The 18,972-nt window shown below is 42.4% G+C and carries 22 protein-coding genes; 11 read left to right on the top strand and 11 right to left on the bottom strand.

Annotated elements, in window-relative coordinates; all coding sequences use genetic code 11:
- Positions 1-2 precede the first annotated feature (2 nt).
- The 3 genes from FWF39_RS00695 to FWF39_RS00685 all read right to left on the bottom strand — a co-directional run bounded on the left by FWF39_RS00695 (position 3) and on the right by FWF39_RS00685 (position 2,711).
- Entirely contained in the window at positions 3-407 is a 405-nt protein-coding gene (locus FWF39_RS00695) for a CBS domain-containing protein (protein WP_343381510.1), read from the bottom strand.
- 68 nt (positions 408-475) lie between these two features.
- Positions 476-1,390: a hypothetical protein gene (locus FWF39_RS00690; protein ID WP_343381509.1), complete on the bottom strand. Its 915-nt coding sequence runs from the start codon at positions 1,388-1,390 to the stop codon at positions 476-478.
- Positions 1,391-1,472: 82 nt separating this feature from the next.
- Positions 1,473-2,711, bottom strand: a complete 1,239-nt coding sequence (locus tag FWF39_RS00685; RefSeq protein ID WP_343381508.1) for a glycosyltransferase family 4 protein — start codon at positions 2,709-2,711, stop codon at positions 1,473-1,475.
- Between the two features lie 144 nt (positions 2,712-2,855).
- Between FWF39_RS00685 and FWF39_RS00680 the strand changes: the two genes are divergently transcribed.
- Together FWF39_RS00680 and FWF39_RS00675 are read left to right on the top strand one after the other, a co-directional pair.
- A complete protein-coding gene (locus tag FWF39_RS00680; protein ID WP_343381507.1) occupies positions 2,856-3,749 on the top strand; it encodes a glycosidase in 894 nt (297 codons plus the stop codon).
- 120 nt (positions 3,750-3,869) lie between these two features.
- Positions 3,870-4,412: a four-helix bundle copper-binding protein gene (locus FWF39_RS00675; RefSeq protein ID WP_343381506.1), complete on the top strand. Its 543-nt coding sequence runs from the start codon at positions 3,870-3,872 to the stop codon at positions 4,410-4,412.
- 23 nt (positions 4,413-4,435) lie between these two features.
- Here the strand turns inward: FWF39_RS00675 and FWF39_RS00670 are convergent, their stop codons facing one another.
- The 5 genes from FWF39_RS00670 to FWF39_RS00650 form a co-directional block, all read right to left on the bottom strand.
- The gene (locus FWF39_RS00670; RefSeq protein ID WP_343381505.1) at positions 4,436-4,666 is read right to left on the bottom strand and encodes a hypothetical protein; all 231 of its coding nucleotides are present in this window, start codon (positions 4,664-4,666) and stop codon (positions 4,436-4,438) included.
- A 79-nt stretch (positions 4,667-4,745) separates the two neighbouring features.
- Positions 4,746-5,000: a GIY-YIG nuclease family protein gene (locus FWF39_RS00665; RefSeq protein WP_343381504.1), complete on the bottom strand. Its 255-nt coding sequence runs from the start codon at positions 4,998-5,000 to the stop codon at positions 4,746-4,748.
- Positions 5,001-5,016: 16 nt separating this feature from the next.
- Positions 5,017-5,691 (bottom strand): hypothetical protein, encoded by a 675-nt coding sequence (locus FWF39_RS00660; RefSeq protein ID WP_343381503.1) that lies wholly within the window; start codon positions 5,689-5,691, stop codon positions 5,017-5,019.
- Between the two features lie 77 nt (positions 5,692-5,768).
- Entirely contained in the window at positions 5,769-5,948 is a 180-nt protein-coding gene (locus FWF39_RS00655; RefSeq protein WP_343381502.1) for a CooT family nickel-binding protein, read from the bottom strand.
- Between the two features lie 66 nt (positions 5,949-6,014).
- Positions 6,015-6,425, bottom strand: coding sequence for an Lrp/AsnC family transcriptional regulator (locus FWF39_RS00650; RefSeq protein WP_343381501.1), 411 nt, complete (start codon positions 6,423-6,425; stop codon positions 6,015-6,017).
- A gap of 238 nt (positions 6,426-6,663) precedes the next feature.
- On the opposite strand from FWF39_RS00650, the gene FWF39_RS00645 reads away from it, so the two are divergent.
- The 6 genes from FWF39_RS00645 to FWF39_RS00620 all read left to right on the top strand — a co-directional run bounded on the left by FWF39_RS00645 (position 6,664) and on the right by FWF39_RS00620 (position 12,346).
- Positions 6,664-6,879, top strand: coding sequence for a lysine biosynthesis protein LysW (locus FWF39_RS00645; RefSeq protein WP_343381500.1), 216 nt, complete (start codon positions 6,664-6,666; stop codon positions 6,877-6,879).
- A gap of 68 nt (positions 6,880-6,947) precedes the next feature.
- Positions 6,948-8,132 (top strand): hypothetical protein, encoded by a 1,185-nt coding sequence (locus FWF39_RS00640; RefSeq protein ID WP_343381499.1) that lies wholly within the window; start codon positions 6,948-6,950, stop codon positions 8,130-8,132.
- A gap of 12 nt (positions 8,133-8,144) precedes the next feature.
- On the top strand, positions 8,145-9,194 hold the full coding sequence (gene argC / locus FWF39_RS00635) for an N-acetyl-gamma-glutamyl-phosphate reductase (protein WP_343381498.1): 1,050 nt from the start codon (positions 8,145-8,147) through the stop codon (positions 9,192-9,194).
- Between the two features lie 12 nt (positions 9,195-9,206).
- Positions 9,207-10,013, top strand: a complete 807-nt coding sequence (locus FWF39_RS00630) for a [LysW]-aminoadipate/[LysW]-glutamate kinase (protein WP_343381574.1) — start codon at positions 9,207-9,209, stop codon at positions 10,011-10,013.
- Positions 10,006-11,238: an aspartate aminotransferase family protein gene (locus FWF39_RS00625; protein WP_343381497.1), complete on the top strand. Its 1,233-nt coding sequence runs from the start codon at positions 10,006-10,008 to the stop codon at positions 11,236-11,238. Before FWF39_RS00630 ends, FWF39_RS00625 begins: the two co-directional genes overlap by 8 nt.
- Positions 11,201-12,346, top strand: a complete 1,146-nt coding sequence (locus FWF39_RS00620) for a M20/M25/M40 family metallo-hydrolase (RefSeq protein ID WP_343381496.1) — start codon at positions 11,201-11,203, stop codon at positions 12,344-12,346. Before FWF39_RS00625 ends, FWF39_RS00620 begins: the two co-directional genes overlap by 38 nt.
- Before the next feature lie 91 nt (positions 12,347-12,437).
- Here FWF39_RS00620 and FWF39_RS00615 read toward each other — a convergent pair whose 3' ends face one another.
- Positions 12,438-15,062: an AAA domain-containing protein gene (locus FWF39_RS00615; RefSeq protein WP_343381495.1), complete on the bottom strand. Its 2,625-nt coding sequence runs from the start codon at positions 15,060-15,062 to the stop codon at positions 12,438-12,440.
- A gap of 197 nt (positions 15,063-15,259) precedes the next feature.
- Between FWF39_RS00615 and FWF39_RS00610 the strand changes: the two genes are divergently transcribed.
- The gene (locus FWF39_RS00610; protein WP_343381494.1) at positions 15,260-15,457 is read left to right on the top strand and encodes a DUF4177 domain-containing protein; all 198 of its coding nucleotides are present in this window, start codon (positions 15,260-15,262) and stop codon (positions 15,455-15,457) included.
- Positions 15,458-15,566: 109 nt separating this feature from the next.
- Here FWF39_RS00610 and FWF39_RS00605 read toward each other — a convergent pair whose 3' ends face one another.
- Positions 15,567-16,019 (bottom strand): GNAT family N-acetyltransferase, encoded by a 453-nt coding sequence (locus FWF39_RS00605; RefSeq protein ID WP_343381493.1) that lies wholly within the window; start codon positions 16,017-16,019, stop codon positions 15,567-15,569.
- Between the two features lie 134 nt (positions 16,020-16,153).
- On the opposite strand from FWF39_RS00605, the gene FWF39_RS00600 reads away from it, so the two are divergent.
- Both FWF39_RS00600 and FWF39_RS00595 read left to right on the top strand, forming a co-directional pair.
- Positions 16,154-17,104 (top strand): integrase, encoded by a 951-nt coding sequence (locus FWF39_RS00600; RefSeq protein ID WP_343381492.1) that lies wholly within the window; start codon positions 16,154-16,156, stop codon positions 17,102-17,104.
- Between the two features lie 760 nt (positions 17,105-17,864).
- Complete coding sequence (locus FWF39_RS00595; RefSeq protein ID WP_343381491.1) at positions 17,865-18,782, top strand: hypothetical protein; 918 nt, start codon at positions 17,865-17,867, stop codon at positions 18,780-18,782.
- A 1-nt stretch (position 18,783) separates the two neighbouring features.
- Here FWF39_RS00595 and FWF39_RS00590 read toward each other — a convergent pair.
- Positions 18,784-18,972: hypothetical protein (locus FWF39_RS00590; protein WP_343381490.1), on the bottom strand; the 189-nt coding region annotated here is incomplete at its 5' end.

Raw genomic sequence — 18,972 nt, 5'->3', positions numbered from 1 at the left:
TCCTAACTACCCGCACTTAACCCAGGCGTTTTTACACCCAAAACCTCATCAAAAAAAGCCCTAAGCGAAAACATCCCAATCAACTTATCTGTCTGATCTATGACTGGCAAATGACGTATGTTATGACTAAGCATAAGCCGCTTAGCCTCCTCAAAAGATGCCTCAAGAGATATAGTCACAACATGACTACTCATAATCTTACTAAGCGGCTCCGCAGGGGAATACTTGGCCGCAAAAACCCGTATGGCATCTCGCTCCGTAAAAATACCCCGACACCGCTCCTCCTCATCAATCACCACAATAGACCCAACATGCCGATCACTTAAAAGTTGCACAGCATCCTGAATAGAGATATCCTCTTTAGCAGTAATCACTTTTCTACACATAATATCTTTAACTCTAAGCATACATTCAACATCCTACACTAAAAACCAAAAACAGCAACTAATAATGAAAACTGATTCTTGCTTAAATCTCATTCTGACAAAACTCCCTGCCAAACTTCCTCAAGTTTAAGCCGAGCTAAAAGATAACAAACAGACGACTCCGCACCCTGATTAAGATTAACACAATGCTCAGATACACCATCATAACACCCCCCAGTCTGAGGATTATACACCATAACCCCCTGAGTATTTCTACCCAAAAACCACCCAAACGCACTCTCCGCCGCCTCAAGGTACTCACGCTTTTTAGTAACATAATAACCATCCACCGTTGCCTCCACAGTCGCAGCCGCCTCCAAGGGTTGCTGATCATAGAGCGGTCGCTTACCCCCCCGACTATACCACCCATCATTACCAATAGGCACAAAAACGCCATTCATCAGCTGTGTTTTAAGCAAAAACTCCATCGATCTCTCAGCAACCTCCAAAAACTGTGGTTCTTCAACCAACCGATAAGCCGCAAAAAGCGCCTGAGGCAACCGCGCATTATCATAGGTCAAATAAGGCTCAAACCATTGCCAATCCTCTTTAGCCTGATCTTGAAAACGCTGAACAAAAATATCCCCCAACTCCTTTGCAAAATCCCGCAAATAATCCGTTGCCACCGCCTGATGATACTCATACAACCCCAAAAGCATCGCCGCATGAAACCTAAGACAAACCGCTTTCCCCCTCATCGATAATCCCCGCTCAAAAAGATCCCTAGCAACCATCCGCAACTCCTCTGGCACCGAAGAATTAAGCGTACACCCACACGCCCAAAGCGCCCGCCCAGCCGAATCCTCTGAACCCTCCATATCCAAATAGGTCCGCTCATAACTAAGATAATTATGAAACCCTCCATCAGGCTTTTGCATATGGTTGAGAAACGACAAATAAACCCTTACAAGCGGGGTCAACTCTGCGCTATTTCTTAGTTGCTGATATTTAACAACAGCAATCAAAGCACGCGCATTATCATCGGTAGTATAACCCTCGCCTCTTTTGGGGATACTATATTTGGCATGTTGAAAAATGCCCGTATCATCAGTGAAGGCTTGGAGATAGTCGATTTTTAGGGGGGGTAGTTGTTGAATAATTTTTTTCCTCCGATTGTTGTGTTAACTCATTAAATAATCTGAGATATTTTTTGGCAACAGATTGCCAAGTAAATTTCCGACTATACCCGTAGGCTTTCTGTTCCAAGGATTCTCGTAGCGCTGGATTTTCAATAATCTCAGCAACCCGTTCGGCTATAGAGTTCGAATCGTTAAATCTGCAAAAAACTCCTCGTCCTCCACCCAAGGCTTCTATGGCATGAAGATATGACGTGGACACCACCGCTTTTCCCGCTGCTAATGCATTCACTAATGCACCGCTGCTTATCTGATTAGGTGAAACATAGGGAGTAATGTAGACATCTGTTGCTTGGAGATAATCATAGAGTTCCGGTTTAGAGAGGAACCGATTGAGAAACCGCACATGTCCACTAAGCCCCAGCCTCTTAACCATGTCATGTAGCATATTGCGATAGGCTTCTCCCTCATTTTTTTTAACCTGGGGGTGGGTAACTCCTAAAACATAGTAGATCAGGCGGGGTTCTTTTTTTATGATCTCGGGCAGAGCTGCAATAACCTGCTCAATGCCTTTGCCTTTACTTAGTAGCCCAAAGGTTGAGAGTACCACCTTATTTTGCAATCCCAATTTCGGCTTCGCTTTTGCGCTAGACACCAAAGGCAAATCCGGGCAACCGTGTGGAATTAGTTTTACTTTTTTTGCTGGAACCCCATATTGTCTGATAAGGGTGCGGGTGGTTTCATTTAAAACAACCAATGCCGTACTTTTTTCAACAATTTTGCTAAAAACTTCTTTGGATTTATTCTCAAAATTTGGCAGGACCGTGTGAAGGGTTGTGGCAACCGGGCGGTTTAGGTGGTCAAGAAAGGCACCGATATATTCACCTGCTTCCCCCCCAAAAATCCCAAATTCATGCTGAATATTTACCACATCAACTGATGACTGATTTAGAAAATCTGCCATAAGCACATAGTCTTCCAAAAAATCTCGGCCAATTTTATGCTCCATAGCCTCACAAGCAGGTTTAAAGAGATGGCGACCATCAATAGCGATAACCCGCTGATCATATAATTTGTTTAAACAAGTTATCGAATTAACTAAATCGGATGTAAAAGTCGCTATGCCGCACTTCCGAGGCGGAAAGGTACTTACATATGCAACTTTTCTAGCACCTGCCAGCGCAGGGTCGCCTAGCATATACTTTGCCAAACAAGTCACACCGTAAAATATGGTTCGGATTGCTTTAAGCCAATGTGATTGTATCCCGCCAATCACAGGCGATTTTCAAACACATTTCGCATCAAGTTTATATGTTGCCTTTGTACGTTGATGAGTTCGAAGGGAGAAGGGTTTATGAATCGTTTTATACATAATCCCATACTATCGCCAATATCGGATAGTTCTTGGCAATCGCGCTCAGTTTTCAACGCGGCCGCAATCTACCGTGACGGATTGGTGTATCTGGTATATCGGGCCCAAGGCAAAGACAACATCTCACGCCTCGGATTAGCTACCTCAAATGATGGCTTCACCATAAAAGAACGCTTTGACACACCCATTTTTAGTCCTACCCAGTACGCAGAACGCGACGGCTGTGAAGACCCCCGCTTAACCCTAATTGATGATCAATGTTATATGGCCTACACCGCTTTTCGCAATCATGACTTCCCCATAATTTTCCAAATCGCACTAACCTCGATAAACATCCGCGACTTCGTTAACCATAACTGGAACTGGAACGAACGTATCCTGCCATTCCCAGGTGTTCGCAACAAAGACGCCGTCATCTTACCCAACAAAATTAATGGCAACTATGTCATGTTCCACCGCATCGAACCCAGCATCTGCATCGCCTACTCCGAGGATCTCAAAACATGGCACGGCTTCAAATCCATCATGGAACCCCGCGACAAAATGTGGGACAGCCTAAAAATCGGCGCCGCCGGAACCCCCATAGAACTAAACGAAGGCTACCTATTCATCTATCACGGCGTAGACGCAAACAAACACTACTCACTAGGCGTAGCATTGCTTGATAAAACCAACCCCGAAAACATCCTCTATCGCACCGACCAGCCCATTCTAACACCTTGTAAAGACTATGAATGCATAGGCGATGTACCCAACGTAGTATTTAGCTGCGGCAACGTAGTTATCGACGATAGGTTTTTTCTCTACTACGGCGGGGCTGACAGCGTAGTCTGCGGCGCAAACTATGAATTAAACGAGCTTTTACCCAAAAAATAGTCTCTAATGCTAAAAACTATCTGTTTTTAGCAGTTTTTATATTTTTCAGGTTATGTTGGCGCAGTTTACACTCACATATTCTTAAATTGCCGCCAAAGAGAAATTAGAGAGTGAAGAAACGTGTCAAAATCCTACAAAAACGAAAGCTATAGCAAACAGCCTGACTACATCAAAGACATCTCAATGGACACTCATAGCTATGCCGAACAAGACCACATCGAAGTACAGACGCAAGAAGACATAGATGAGGGATGGACAGAAAACCAATCCCCTATGGCTGGACGAATCTCTGGAACCATGGCAGATCTTGAAGACATCCAAAGCTCCGAGATGATGAATAGTGACGAAGTCCGAGAAGGCATACAGGACTCCATAGACTGCTATCAAACTTGCACTGAAACCACGTTGCGTTGCTTAACTATGGGTGGTAAACATGCAGAATCAAAACACATCAACCTGCTCATGGACTGTGCCAAAATCTGCAACATCAACGCCGATTTTATGCTCCGAAACTCCACCTACTACCCCCAAACCTGTGGCATATGCGCCGATATCTGCGATGAGTGCGGTGATGACTGTGATAAATTTGAAGAGGATTTCATGAAAGAATGCGCCAGTACCTGTAGACGATGCGCAGAAGCCTGCCGCGAAATGACCCGCTAAAGAAAAAAATTCTTAAGTGTATACTAACCTATGTGGTGTCCCACAACGTCTTTGCCGTGGAATTCTTGATGCATCTTGCGTAAATGTTCCAAATGAACACCATGCAGATGTTGTTCAGCGGCATCTTTGATAGTAAACATTTTACCGCATTCGGGACACTTATACATATTCTCATTTACTGCTACTATTGCGGGGTCATGGCCCGATATATGATTGGGTTCCCCAGAAAAATTTGAATTCGAAGTGGAAGTCACAGATAAAACCTCAAATTCTTTAGGGTCATGCCGATGCTATGAATGTATGCTGTTGTTTGACTACAACCACATAACTGTTTTATTTTTTACTATGTTCAACAATTAGGCTCTCTTTTTGTTGGTGACTAAGCCTCTTAATTTCCCGTTCACGTTTCATCGCAGCACTACGGGTATTAAACTGCTCACGGTATGCCACACTCTGAGGCGGATGAGACTTGGTATATCTGGCCCCTCTGCCATTTTGATGTTGCTGCATTCGTGCCTCTACATCTTTGGTGTAACCCGTATAGTAGCTACCATCACAACACTGCAATATGTAAACATAAAACGTCATGCAAACTCGCTTTATCCTACCCTACATATGCTGTTAGATAGTTATAGCTGACCCCTTTCTGCATTGCCCTATCTAAATAAGTCTCGGGATCGATTTCCTGCACTAAACCATGATCCACATCAATTATGTATATCTCCTGAATACGCGCATTACGAATACCCTCAAGAGTCACAGGCGGCTTTTGATAATACGCATCACAAAGAGCTTTTATCACTTCAATTTCTTGTTTAGTACGCATCCGCGGCGGCTTAGCAAAGGTGTTGGGAAAAGGCAAAATATAGTGCGGCGGTACACCCAAAGCAAACTTGCCTGTAAAACCGCTATAGCGAACAATTTTACTTGCCAACCTTGCTGTAGTATATGTAAGAGGTGCAAGCGCATTCTCTGGGGGTATAAAGCCGGTCTCTATTTCAACTACGAGATTGCCTAACCCTTTTGTGCCATATAAGTCGCAGGTTAAAATCTCATTTAGGGGATATTCAAGTTGTATGTTGTATTCTTTTTCAATTAGATATTTGGCACATACCAGTTCCATAACGGAATGGTTAATTTTTACAATGTTTTCCCTATGTAGCTCTACAAGCCAGTTTTTGAGTTTGTCTAGGCTGTTTGCTACGTAGGGTTGGACTCCAGAAGCTATTCTGTCCAGAAGGGTGGTGAGATCGGTTTCAAATTTTTGGTTATTTTTCATTAAAAAAAAGTTGTATAGTTAACATTGTAGTTAACATTGTTAACTTACTTTTTAAGTGTGTCTATTTTTTCTTTAACTCACACTTGTGCAAGTATCAGGCGTGCGTTGGGCACATCTACCTCGATGATTTTGCAGCCTGCGAACTCCATGGTTTTTCCAAGGATGTCTTTCACTATAACTTTGTTTTCTTCTTTTTTAGCGTAGATTACGTCTCTCATCTGGATTTGGTCGTTTAAGATGACATTAAATTCGCACATAGCTCTTCATATAAGAAAAATGTTTCCCTGTTATAAAAGTTCACATTTGTTTTTTTGGGTGGGTGTTTACCAGTTTTTTAGGACTATCATGGTGTTGGTTTTTCTGATGCCTTCGACGCGGCGGATTTTTTCTATGCATTCGTTTACTTCGGTGACGTTGTTTCCGGTTATGACTGCTATTATGTCGTATTCGCCTGTGACTTCGTAGATGGTTTCTATGTTTGGGATTGTTTGGATTGTTTTGGATACTTCTTGGGTGGGGTAGGCGGGGTTGGTTGCTAGTAGGGTGATGGCTTGGGCGCTTTCTTTGGTGTCGATTTTGATTGTGAATTTTTTGATGGTGCCTTCGTCGGTGAGTGTTTTGATTCTTTTGCGTACGGCTCCCTCGGAGAGGCCGATTTTGTTTCCGATGTCTGCGTATCCTGCTCGTGCGTCGTCTTTTAGGGTTTTTATGATTTGTCGGTCTTTTTCGTCCATGTTTTTTGCCTGTATGTTGTTTGGTATGGTGGTAATTTAACGTTTTCTTTACTGGGGCGGGTGGTTTTGTGCGTTTTTAGTTGTTTTAGGGCGGTTTGTTGTGAGTGTTTTGCGCATTTTGTTTGCACCAAATGGGACATTATAGCTCCAAGTTGTAACAAATAGGTCGCAATGTTTAAAAGATTCTTGGAATACCCCAATGACGTTTCCTAACTAAAAATAAAGTGACGAACAAAAAATGATTAAACAAGCAAATCAACCAGATGAGGTGAAGGCTATATCTAAATCAAAGTGTCCTGATTGTGATGCAGAGCTTGATGTACCTTCTGATATTGAGGAAGGCGAAATTCTGAGTTGTCCCGGTTGCGGCCTTGAACTTGAAGTTAAAGGGGTTAAAGGCGGTTGCGTAGACCTTCAAGAGCTTACCATTGAAGGGGAAGACTGGGGAGAATAAACAACATCTCCATATCCCACCTTGTTAAATTACCCTTTTAAGCTAACTTTTTCGGGGGAGGTCTATCAATGAGTATTGCCCTCTTATATGAGCGCTCAGAGAGCGATGAGAACGGTATCAAACTCACTGCTCAACAACTAGGTCTTGACTTAACTTATATTCCCTTTCGTAAAATTGCACTCTCCATTGGTAGCAATGGGTTTAGTGCTAAGACCAAAGGTAAAGACTACACTCAAACTTTCCAGGATGCTAAGGTGGTTCTTAATCGCTCTCAGAGCAAGAATCGGCGCCTCCAAGCTTCCTATATCCTGGAGGTTTTGGGCAAGAAAACTCTGAACTCCTCCCAAATCGAATTTATGTGTTATAGCAAGTTGCGTACCCTGTTAAATCTTTACAAAGAAGGTATTCCCATTCCCCAAACGGTGTTTGTGCCCTGTGATGCCACTGACACCTTAAAAAACGGAAAAGAAATCCACAACCAAACTGATCTGGCTGATCTTTTTGAGCAGGATCTTTCTCTTGCTGAGGGTATTGTTATCAAAGCTGATGCTGGAACCCATGGCAAAATGATCATGCTCTCCAAAACACGCGAAGAATTGGAAAACAACATCAAAGAAACCAAACCGGGTCTCATAAACCCTGTTGGCGTTGTTGCCCAAGAGTTAATCCAGAAATGGTTCTATGATTTACGCATAATTGTCTCCAAAGAACAGGGCAAAGAACCCGTCTGCTATCCCGTTGCTATGGTACGAGCCGGGTTTAAGGATTTTCGTACCAATACTTTTCTGGGCAATTTAGTGTTTGACGCTAAACTACCCCAAAGTGTACAGGCCTTAGCGTTGAAATGCGGCAAAATCCTAAGCAAAGACAGCTCCGCCTGGATATTGGCTCTAGATGCCATGGTAAATGTGGGAAAAAACAAAAACGCTGATGAAGTCTACCTTAAATCCCAGCTGGATTTGGTTGCAGATGCCTGGGGGGCAGTGCAGAAAATAAAAAAAGACGACTCCCGCCTTACCAATTTCAACGCTTGGAACACTCAGCTTGAATCTCAATTTATGACATATAAGCACACTTCTGCGTACGAAAATATTAAAAACATAATCGAAGAAAACCTACAAACCAACAGCGACGCTTTGGTGTTTCATGAAGCAAATTCATGCCCCGAATTCTGGGAAAACACCCGACTCGCAACCGGACTCAACGTAGCCGAGCCGTTACTAAGAGGCGCTAAGAGTCTAATCGACCAATAAGAGAAGATAAACATGAGAATTGGAATAATTGGTGGTTCAGGATATGTCGGTAGCGAATTACTACGCTTGCTTCTTATGCATCCCCAAGTAGAGGTAACAGTGGTTACTTCACGCCAGTATGCAGGCGAATTTGTCTTCAACATGCATCCCAACCTGCGCGGTTTAACCCAGCTCAAGTTTGTACCCCAAGACTTAGCGGAACTTCAAAAAAACTGTGACCTAGTCTTCACAGCCACCCCCCATGGCGGCTCCCAAACACTGGTACCCACACTTCTTGATGCGGGTCTTAAAGTCATCGATATGAGCGCTGATTTTCGCCTCAAAAATCCTGCTGATTATGAAACCTATTATGGTTGGCAACATCTCAAACCCGAGATGCTAAACCAAGCCGTTTACGGTTTGCCTGAGCTGCACCGAGACGAAATCAAAAACGCCAATCTCATTGCCTGTCCGGGTTGTGAGGCAACCGCGGCTATTTTGGGTTTAGCTCCTATTGTCAAAGCAGGATTAGTTGACCCAGCTAAAATCGTTGTGGATCTAAAGGTCGGCTCCTCAGGTGGAGGTAGCCAACCAACAATAGCCTCCCATCATCCGGAGCGATCCAGCGGGGTACGACCCTACAAAGTCGTGGGGCATCGCCACATAGCCGAAGTCGAGCAGGAACTCACAATGTTATGTGAACCAGTCAAGATCTCCTTTACGCCCCATGCTGTTAACATGGTTCGCGGCATACTAGCAACCATTCACACCTTCCCTAAACAAGCCATAACAAGCAAAGATCTCTGGCGAGCATTGCGGGGTATGTATGGAAGCGAACCCTTCATTCGGCTGGTAAAATATCTCAAAGGCCCCTATCAGCTACCTGACCCCAAAATAGTTACCGGCACCAACTTTTGCGATGTCGGCTTTGAAATCGACGAACATGCCGGGCGCCTCATAATGTTCACAGCTCTTGACAACATGGTTAAAGGTGCAGCTGGACAAGGCGTACAATGCCTAAACATAATGATGGGTATCGATGAAACTACTGCTCTTAAGAGTACAGGATTCCACCCCATATAGGTGCATGCTATGCTGATAGTCATTAAAATGGGTGGATCTATCCTAAAAGAGGGCGCATCAAGTAGTCTTATTGCTGATTTAGCAGAAATCACCAAACAACATCAGGTAGTGTTGGTCCATGGCGGCGGAGTGGAAGTCACCGAAATCGCCTCCAAACTGGGCAAAGAACAAAAATTTGTTATGTCCCCTGAGGGCTTTCGTAGCCGCTACACCGACAAAGAAACAATCGAAATCTACACCATGGTTATGGCAGGCAAACTCAACAAACAAATCGTACTGGCCCTCCAAAACCAAAATATCAATGCCGTAGGCCTCAGCGGATTAGATGCCTCACTGCTAAGAGCCGAGCGCAAACTCAAACTAATTGTAGTCGATGAGCGAGGACGCAAAAAAGTAATCGACGGCGGTTACACCGGCAAAATCACCCAAGTCAACACAACCTTTCTAACCCTGTTGCTTGAACAGGGCTACATTCCAGTCGTTACGCCCATTGCTCTGAGCCAAGACCACGAACCGCTAAACGTGGACGGTGATCGCACAGCCGCCATCGTCGCAGGCGCCCTCAAAGCTGACAAACTCATCATGCTCACCGACGTAGAGGGCCTAATACTAAACGGTGAGTGCATCAAAAAAATCTCTTCAACTGAGGTCAAAGAGGTGCTCCCAAAAATAGGAGGCGGCATGAGCACCAAAATCCACGCAGGTCTTGAAGCCCTAAACCAAGGCGTCAATGAAGTCATTGTAACCATGGGCACCACAAACCAACCCCTCACCTCAGCACTCAATTATAAAGTTGGAACCGTGATAAAAAATGAATGAAGCCCAACAACAACAGCAACATATCATGGAAACTGAAAACAACTACTTAGCTAACGTATTCTCAAAAAAACCCGTTGTTCTCATACGCGGCAAAGGCACCCAAGTATGGGACATCAACGGCAAAGAATACCTCGACTGCACAAGCGGCTATGGCATAGCCGCCACAGGCCACTGCCACCCCAAAGTTGTAGAAGCCATAAAAACCCAAGCCGAACAACTCATAACCTGCCATAGTAGCTACTACAACAACACACGCGCCCAATTCATAGAAAAACTAGTCAAAATAACCCCTCAAGGCCTAAACAAAGCCTTTCTCTCCAACAGTGGCGCTGAGAGCGTAGAGTGTGCCCTCAAATTAGCCCGCAAAGCCACCGGCAAAACAGAAATCATCGCTCTAATGGGCTCCTACCATGGTAAAACCATGGGAGCACTATCAGCAACCTGGGACAAAAAATACCGCGAGCCCTTCCTTCCTCTGATCCCTGATATAAAACATATCACCCCCGATAACCCAGATAAACTCCAAGAAGCCCTAACGGACAAAACCGCTGCAGTTATTATGGAACCCATACGCGGCGAAGGCGGCATCCGCGTACCCCCACAGGGATATCTCCAAACAGTCCGTGACATCTGCAACGAACATGGTATTTTACTCATATTTGACGAAGTCCAAACCGGATTTGGACGAACCGGAAAACTATTTGGTTGCCAAAACTGGAATGTCACCCCCGACATCATGTGTATAGCCAAACCCTTCGCAGGAGGCCTACCCATAGGCATAACACTTGCAACCGACTCGGTTATGTCCACCCTAAAAACCGGCGAACACTCCACCACCTTTAGCGGTAGCCCACTGGTTTGCGCCGCTGGATGCGCCGCCATAGATGTACTAATAGAAGAACAGCTCGCCGACAAAGCCGCCTCAAACGGACAATACTTCAAAACCCAACTCGAAACCCTAGCCGCAAAACACAAAATCATCAAAGAAATCCGCGGACTAGGCCTAATGCTGGGCATAGAACTCCGCTACGACGTATATGGCGTAATCACAAAAGCCCTAAACCACGGCATCTTACTCCTAGATGCCGGACGAACCGTAGTACGACTCCTGCCCCCATTAGTCATAACCAAACCCCAAATCGACCAAGTCATAAATACACTAGATATTGTATTGGAGGAAGAAACAAATGAGCGAGCAAACAACAGCCGTACGGTTTCTAACTAATCTCTTAGGTATCTACAGCCCAAGCGGCAAAGAACAAGCCATAGCCTCATTTCTAGCCACAGAAATGAAACGCTTAGACTTTGAAGTCGGCATCGACACCATAGGTAACGTCATAGGCGTCATAGGTACCGGTAGCCCCGTTCTTTTGCTCTGCGGCCACATGGACACCGTCGCAGGCCACATGCCCCTGCGCGTCGAAGAAGGCAAAATCTATGCCCGCGGCGCAGTCGATGCCAAGGGCCCCCTAGCAGCCATGGTTATGGCAGCCGCCCAAGCCGCCAAAGAACCCAACTTTAAAGGCAAAGTTTTGGTCGTAAGCGTAGTTGAAGAAGAAGCCACAAGCAAAGGCGTTCGTCACCTCATAACCGAGGGCATACACGCCGACTATGCAATCTTTGGCGAACCCAGCGGAGTAGAAAACATAACGGTGGGCTACAAAGGCCAAATCCAACTAAAAATAACCCTAAAAACCGAAACCGGCCACGCCTCCACACCCTGGCTCTACGACAACGCATTAGATAAAGCCTACGAACTCTGGAAACAAATCAAATCCGCCTGCACCTTCCCCTCAATGGATCCCAACGAAACCCCCTTCACCTCCATAACCGTCTGCCTAGTCCAGATGATTGGCGGAGAAGGCAACTCAGTCATCCCCTATGAAGCCGAAATGATCCTAGACGTACGCGTACCTATCCAATTCACCACCACCCAAGTCTACGACAAAATGATAAAAATAATCGCCAACTACCAAAACACCAACCCCAAAGTCAACATAACCCCCACCATACTTGACACCGTCGAACCCTTCGAAGCCAACAAATCCTCCCCAATAGTCCACGTACTCTCCTCCTCAGTCCGACGCATCCTAAACAAACCCGCCACACTTCTGCGCAAAACCGGCACAGGAGACATGAACCTCCTAGGCAAAGCCATGAACCTACCCATAGTCACATATGGCCCCGGAGACTCACACCTCGACCATACCACCGATGAACACATAGAAATCAACGAATACCTCCAAGCCATAGCAGTATACAAAGAAACCATCCTGCGACTAGCCGAACTACATAACAACAAAAACCCAAATACAACCAATAAATCCCCCTAACGTGAGTATTTTAGAAAACAAAAAGCGCCCACTTATCCGCATTGTTGTGTGTTTCTTTTCATCACTTGTTGCTTGTTCGGTAGGTTGTTGCTTATGTACTATTCACTATATCGCAAAGTGTAGTAATCAATCGCTCGCGTTCATTGCTTCCATCGGTGCGAAATCGCACAATCGGCAGTCCATGTTTTTTAAGAATCTCGTTTTTCATCACGTCGCGTTCTGCTTGGCGTGTTCCCTCCGAGTGAACTGCTGTGCCGTCAACCTCAACGATTAGTCTAGGAGATTTCCCAATGGTATCAAAAATTAGAAAATCAACGTGTGTGAGAATGTTTGCAACATACTGTTTTTCAGATGGTGTAAGTTTGTTCATATCTCGGATTATCATTTTAAGTGGAACGTGCGCTGCGATGTCAAACCGCGTAAATCGTTCGTCTTTTAACACACTCGCAATAAGTGTGTACATAAGATTTTCGCTGTCGTATTCTGATATGCGTTTCTGGTTTTTGAGATACTCTTTTCTGCGTTCAGCATAACTCTTATACAAATAGTCAAAAACCGAGTAGACGGTACTTTTCACTATCATACAATTATTGTATTCAATATAGCGCACAAGATCTCCAATATTTGTGTCGCTTAGCGTATCCCACTCGTTTACAACAACTATCAGTTGCTCAATTGCCCGAGAAATTGCTACATTTAAACGATTAGCATTGTCAGCAAACGGTGTAATTTCATTGTCAACTGTTGAGAGAATAATAATGTCTTTTTCCTGCCCTTGAAATTTATCAACCGTATCCGCCTTGATATTAGTATCAACAAACGCTGTTTGTAGTGCGTTAGTTTGTTTGCGATAAGGCGTGACAATTCCAACGTTGCCGGTTTTTACATCAAGATTTTGCTGAGAAATAATCTCAGTTTTGATAACGTCAATTTGCCGCTGATTAATGTGATTACGTTCGTGGTTACCCTCAGCGGTTTTATATACGCACAACGGTTCACGGTCGGACTTTGGTGTGGTGAGTATAATTAACTGGTTATCATAGAATTTTTTGTTGCAGAACTCGATAATTTTTGGATGACAGCGATAATGTTCACGTAGCAAAGTTTTTGGTGCATTAGGGAATAATTCAATCACTGCTGACAGCAGACTGTGTTTTTTATAGCGATAGGTATCGGGTAAAGCAAATTCTGCGAAAATGGCATCGGTTATTGTGGCAGTACTTGAATCCACAACGTTTGGCAACTGTTTCAAATCGCCGACAACGACTGCTTTTCGAGCGCACGAGAGCGCAAGTGCACCGGTGCATAAGTCGACTTGCGATGATTCATCAATTATCACATAATCATACAATACGTGTCTTGACAGGCTGTTGCGCAGTGAGTATGTTGTACTTAGAATCACTGGATAGTTTTTTATAAAATTCGTTGAGTTTCTCCAGAGGTCGTCTATGTCATATTTCTCTCTTTTATGTTCATCAAATTTTTCTGAGAGTTTGTGGCGGAAAATCTTCATCGAAATCTCTGAATACTCTCGCATTTTTGCATCAAAATCAAATGTATCAAGCGCATTTGTCAACATAGAAATGCGTTTTGTCAGCTCGGCGGCTCTTAGTTCGTAGAACTGATGTTGAAATACTGTGATGATGTATTCACGTGGATACTGTTGGAGCAAATTGTTGTTTTTTTGTTTTATTCTGCTGGTGAATCCGCGTTGTTCGAGGATTCTTTTTATAAACGCGATTAGCCCTTTTGTGCGAGCGGATTCTTCATAGGTTTCGCTAAGTAGCCACATTTCAAGTGCACGTCGGGAGGTTTCAACAGTTTGTATCTTTGAAGAGGGGGTTGATGGTGGGTTTATTTGTTTAGAGTATTGTTGAAAATGTTTTTGTTCGGTCTCAATTGCTGATATTTCTTGTTTTAGTGCGGCAAGTTCATTTTTTTGGGCAAGCTTTTCACGTAAAAGACTGTAGAGCTGTTTTAAAGCCTGTTGAAGCGCATCAGCTGTTTCTACTTTGAGACGCCAATCCGATATGTCGGGTAGGGGTTTCTGTGAATTAATAAATTCTTTCTTGTTTTCTGAATTGCCGAGATAAGCCGCAATGAAATCAATATCGTATTTTTGCAGTTTTTCCAATACATTCATCGTTGCGGAATTGTTACTTGATACAACAGCAACACTCTCACCAAGCATGACTGCGTTTGCGATAATATTGAGAATCGTTTGTGTTTTACCCGTTCCGGGTGGACCCTCGATAATGCACAGCTGATTTGCGAGCGCTTTGTCAACTGCATCTTTTTGGCTTGCGTTAAATCCAAAAGGATATACTGGCTCAAACGCTTTCTCCATATTATTATGTTTTGTAGTTGCAACTTCTGGGAGTTTTCCGGAAAGAAACGCCCCAAGACTACTCTCCGGAGTGATAAATTTAATTTTTGAATAATTGTGTGAAAGGATATTTAACTCCTCTCCGTTATCCAACTTGACTTTCAGTCCGGTTTCATGTGCGATGCGTTTTAAATACTCAAAACATTCCTGGCCCTCTTTCTTATTCTGTAAGGTTTTGATGAGTTGCACATTGTTTGCGCTATATGTAAACGCTTTACCATTGTTAAAAATCACCTCATATTTCTCGCCAACAAGCCGCACGTCGCGGATGCTGTCGGTTTTGTCCTCGCCTTTGAGGTATATACAAAATTGCTTGTGCTTATCTGGCATGATTAATTTACATCAATTGACTGAAACCATATAACCTTTCATCATTATTGTTTTTGGTGGTTTTGTGTAAATTATATAAAAATATCATTCTGTTGTGGTGTAACTTGGATTTTACAACAGCGTGGCAATAGTGATGCGCACAGCCTGCCGAAACCTTATATTAACAAAAAAGTCTTTGATGAGCGGAGCTAAACCTTATGAAACGATATGAATATCAAACCAAGGTCATAGATGCTAAAGGCTGGAATGGTGGCAAAGTCAACATTGAAGACCTTGATAAAGTCCTAAATGAATTGGGCAGTCAAGGTTGGAGACTGGTTGAAAAAACTGCGTCTAATGAAGGCATGGGTAACACAAGATATATTCTCTGTGTGTTTGAGCGCGAATTAGAATAACCCTGCAAACAGTCGCCAACACACAATTGAGAACCTTCCCCTTTCATATTTATTAGAATTTTCTACATCCACATAGCGACGTTTGCTAAATTGCGGTATTCAAATAAAATTAAACATCTTTTATCATCTGTATATAGTCCAAGGTTTTGTATCCGAGTTTACAGTATAGCTCTATGGCTTTTTTGTTTTCTTTTTTAACCTCAAGGCGGAACCGTTTAGCTGATAAATATGTCTGCTCCATAAATTGTATGAATTTCTTTCCTAATCCCTTTCCTTGATGTGTTTCGCTGATATAGAGATCTTCAAGCAATACGACCATACCTCCTACTTCGGTCGCATAAGAAAACGCTAAAACAGCAAAGCCTGCTGGTGTCTCATTATCCTCTATAATAAGCACGCGTATAAACGGAGATTTGTTTACTGCAACCTCAAAGATTGTCTCAAGTATATGGTCGTCTAAATTGTGTGCTACCGCTTCTGACGCATAGAATTTTTTTGCCATTTCCAAAAATACTCTTTTGTCTTCTTGGCTTATATCCCGTATCCTGTTTTTGTCTTTCATACTTTTATTCTCCCTATCGCCAGCTCTGCTACCGCATATACATATGGTATCGACTAATTCAATCAGTCTTAAGGTGAAATAAAATGCCTATCAATGTCTCATCACAATGATTGGTTCGGATTTCTATTGACCTAATGGCGGACGGGGAGGGATTTGAACCCTCGACCCCCAACTTAGGAGGCAATTTCGTCATTATCGATGGTAAAAAGTATTCTATAACTCCATTGGAGCCGAATAATAAATCATTTGATACGCATATAGATTTTAAGGATTATGAGATTTACCTCAGTAAAAAGTATTCCAATAAGAAATATGCAAGAATACAATATAATCATGCACGAAACTATCAAGAACTGCTGATTAATCCGTCTAAGTTTCTAACAATTCCATCAGGGCAACGAAGAAACATTATGAAAGCTATGATGTGTTTAGCTAAGTATCTTGGATGTTATGAAGAGTACAAGAGTAAACTCAAGAATTATGGTATTAAATGGAGCAATGAGGATACAGCTTTCAAGGGATTCTTATCAATCTTTAACAAGAAACATAACACGTTGCCGGAATATCTCAAGAAAGTATGGTTACATTTGTCTAATGATGAGAAGATTCTGGTTAAATTCTTAGCAGTGACTGGTTTACGTGCTGGTGAAGGAATCAATTCATTCAACTTGATTATCTCTTTGAATTCTAAGAAGAAACTTGATGATTACTATAATAAAGAACTGAATGTATTGGAACATTTCAAGTTCGGAGATCTCTTTCTCAGAGGCACTAAGAACACATACATCAGCTTTGTTTCTCAGGAGCTTATCACTGAAATCTGCCATTGTGAACCAATAAACTACAATGCGTTACATTGTCGTTTCAAACGGAGAGGGTTTAAGTTGCGATTGAAAGAATTGAGAAGTTTTAACAATACTTTCGTTAGAAAAAGTGATGTGATTTCGGAGCTTACAGATATTCTCGCTGGACGTGTTCCGAAGAGTGTATTCTGTAGGCATTATTTAGCTGAGGATATGTTGAAGTTTAGTAAGCAAGTGCTGATGATTCAGGAGGGCTTAATGAATGCATTATTTGAGTCATAATGATACTTATTAATTGATTTTGAACGTATTCTTTTTTTCCCTTTTTTAGGACAATAATTTGGAGGTTTTTTTGTGATTTTGTGGTGATTTTGAAAGTTTTTCAGTGTTTTTCACGTGTATGTGTATCGTTAAAGTTCCGATATCATTTTTCTCTTTTTTTGGGTTTTTATCGTATATTTTACGATATCACACCTCAAATTGAGGTCTTTTCACGTTTTAAAGGCTGTTTTAAGCTCGGATTTCTGGGACAGTGGGGACTGTTGGGACAGGCTTTTGAAACTACTAAGAATATAATTTTTTAAATTATTTTTCGTTGTATTTGTAAAACCTTGTCCCAACTGTCCCATTTGTCCCAGACGTGTTTTATGTTGTTTTTTCCCTATGTTGCATTTTATACAGTTTTCACCCTCAGACCCATATCTTCACCAGATACACCCATGCTTTGAGTCACCCCTCTTGAATTCTTGCTTGAAATCAAGATACAGATAAAAACCACAACACCACAAAGAAACAGTATTACGAAAAAGAAAAAAGTAAGACTGAAGAAGCACCCCCCCTCTTTCCTCCGACATTCCAACCAGCCCCTCTGCCAAATAGTCAGCAGATAATGGAGACAGAAATGTCGGAGGGGGGGGAGAGAGAAAAAGTTTGTTGTGCCGTCAGATAGCTCTTCTTATATTAGCATAGTTTTCTCGATGTTTTTAAATAAAGACATATATCACATAGACATAGTTATTGCTTGGTGGGGTGGCAATAAAAAATGGCTTCCTTGTTGCAGTCTCCAGATGGCTTAGCAAAGAAACTCAGGAAAGTTTATCATGATTGCGAAGAGTCATTTTTGGACTATTGTAGTAAGTACAAAAAGCAATGTTTAATCATTATAGCTCTATTTATTGCATCCACTGTAATAGGTGTAGTTTATACTTTTTGTATTAGAGATCACGATATGTTTTTTTTGAATATGCTTGCTGCTTGGGGGGTATTTATAGCAATTATATTCACTGGATATTTCATTAGAGCAGTACACAAAAAGGATAAATGGCTTTTAGTATTGACTGTGCTACCTTTAGCATTTTTTATTTATGTTGGCATATTTTCCGGTACGTGGTCTGATGCGGCTGTTAGTGCTTTAACAGGTGTGGGTGCTACGTTTCTTGGCCTCTTTGGTGTTTTTGCTGGATATGTGATAATTTTTTATAATGATTTGGTTAACAAACTGGAGGCAAAACTTGAATTTGAAAGAAAAGGAAAGATCGAAAAGGCCAAAATTGAAATGGATAATGCGAGAAAAGAAAAGATGAAAACATTACGTTATATTGTAGGGATATTCTGGTGTCTTTGTTTGTCTTTGCTTTTATCGTTTATCTCTTTAAACTATTTGGCCTTAAAGCAGTCAGGAAACGATTTTGTAGGTGAAATTTCTGGTGGTCATCCGTATAGAGTTCTGTTTTTCGCAGTCCTTTGCTTGTATTATGGATTGTTAGGTACACTTTATTTGATATTACAGTTTAGTGTGAAAAATAAAACTGTTGGATATGAGTTGAATTCTAAACCTGTGTTAAGTTCCGAACCTGACTACTCAATTTGTTCACCACTGCCTTTGATGATAACGTTAAGTTCTGAATCTGAGTTAAAATCTGAATCTAACTCTCAAGAAATCGGAGAAGAAGAACGATAATTTAGGCTGTTATCAATCCTCGAAACTTAACAGGAAAGAGGTCACACACCATATCAATAAGGGTCACAATGCCCCTGTTCAATGATGTGTCTTCCTGTCCTTCTGAAGAGTAAGCCGGAAGCTTACAAATAAACAATAAAAATGTATTAGATTTAAGCCTTCTGGGGATTATCTCTTTCGAAACGAAGAC

The sequence above is a fragment of the Candidatus Bathycorpusculum sp. genome (assembly GCF_009778815.1).
GTDB classification, from domain to species: domain Archaea; phylum Thermoproteota; class Bathyarchaeia; order Bathyarchaeales; family Bathycorpusculaceae; genus Bathycorpusculum; species Bathycorpusculum hydrogenotrophicum.
Note: the sequence above shows the minus strand (reverse complement) of the source record. Positions and strands in the feature narration are given on the sequence as shown.

Bases quoted from the DNA above. Each gene is read 5' to 3' on its own strand.
- FWF39_RS00695 (WP_343381510.1), bottom strand. From the start codon at position 407: ATGCTTAGAGTTAAAGATATTATGTGTAGAAAAGTGATTACTGCTAAA.
- FWF39_RS00680 (WP_343381507.1), top strand. From the start codon at position 2,856: ATGAATCGTTTTATACATAATCCCATACTATCGCCAATATCGGATAGT.
- FWF39_RS00665 (WP_343381504.1), bottom strand. From the start codon at position 5,000: ATGACGTTTTATGTTTACATATTGCAGTGTTGTGATGGTAGCTACTAT.
- FWF39_RS00660 (WP_343381503.1), bottom strand. From the start codon at position 5,691: ATGAAAAATAACCAAAAATTTGAAACCGATCTCACCACCCTTCTGGAC.
- FWF39_RS00655 (WP_343381502.1), bottom strand. From the start codon at position 5,948: ATGTGCGAATTTAATGTCATCTTAAACGACCAAATCCAGATGAGAGAC.
- FWF39_RS00650 (WP_343381501.1), bottom strand. From the start codon at position 6,425: ATGGACGAAAAAGACCGACAAATCATAAAAACCCTAAAAGACGACGCA.
- FWF39_RS00645 (WP_343381500.1), top strand. From the start codon at position 6,664: ATGATTAAACAAGCAAATCAACCAGATGAGGTGAAGGCTATATCTAAA.
- FWF39_RS00640 (WP_343381499.1), top strand. From the start codon at position 6,948: ATGAGTATTGCCCTCTTATATGAGCGCTCAGAGAGCGATGAGAACGGT.
- argC (WP_343381498.1), top strand. From the start codon at position 8,145: ATGAGAATTGGAATAATTGGTGGTTCAGGATATGTCGGTAGCGAATTA.
- FWF39_RS00625 (WP_343381497.1), top strand. From the start codon at position 10,006: ATGAATGAAGCCCAACAACAACAGCAACATATCATGGAAACTGAAAAC.
- FWF39_RS00620 (WP_343381496.1), top strand. From the start codon at position 11,201: ATGAGCGAGCAAACAACAGCCGTACGGTTTCTAACTAATCTCTTAGGT.
- FWF39_RS00615 (WP_343381495.1), bottom strand. From the start codon at position 15,062: ATGCCAGATAAGCACAAGCAATTTTGTATATACCTCAAAGGCGAGGAC.
- FWF39_RS00610 (WP_343381494.1), top strand. From the start codon at position 15,260: ATGAAACGATATGAATATCAAACCAAGGTCATAGATGCTAAAGGCTGG.
- FWF39_RS00605 (WP_343381493.1), bottom strand. From the start codon at position 16,019: ATGAAAGACAAAAACAGGATACGGGATATAAGCCAAGAAGACAAAAGA.
- FWF39_RS00600 (WP_343381492.1), top strand. From the start codon at position 16,154: ATGGCGGACGGGGAGGGATTTGAACCCTCGACCCCCAACTTAGGAGGC.
- FWF39_RS00595 (WP_343381491.1), top strand. From the start codon at position 17,865: ATGGCTTCCTTGTTGCAGTCTCCAGATGGCTTAGCAAAGAAACTCAGG.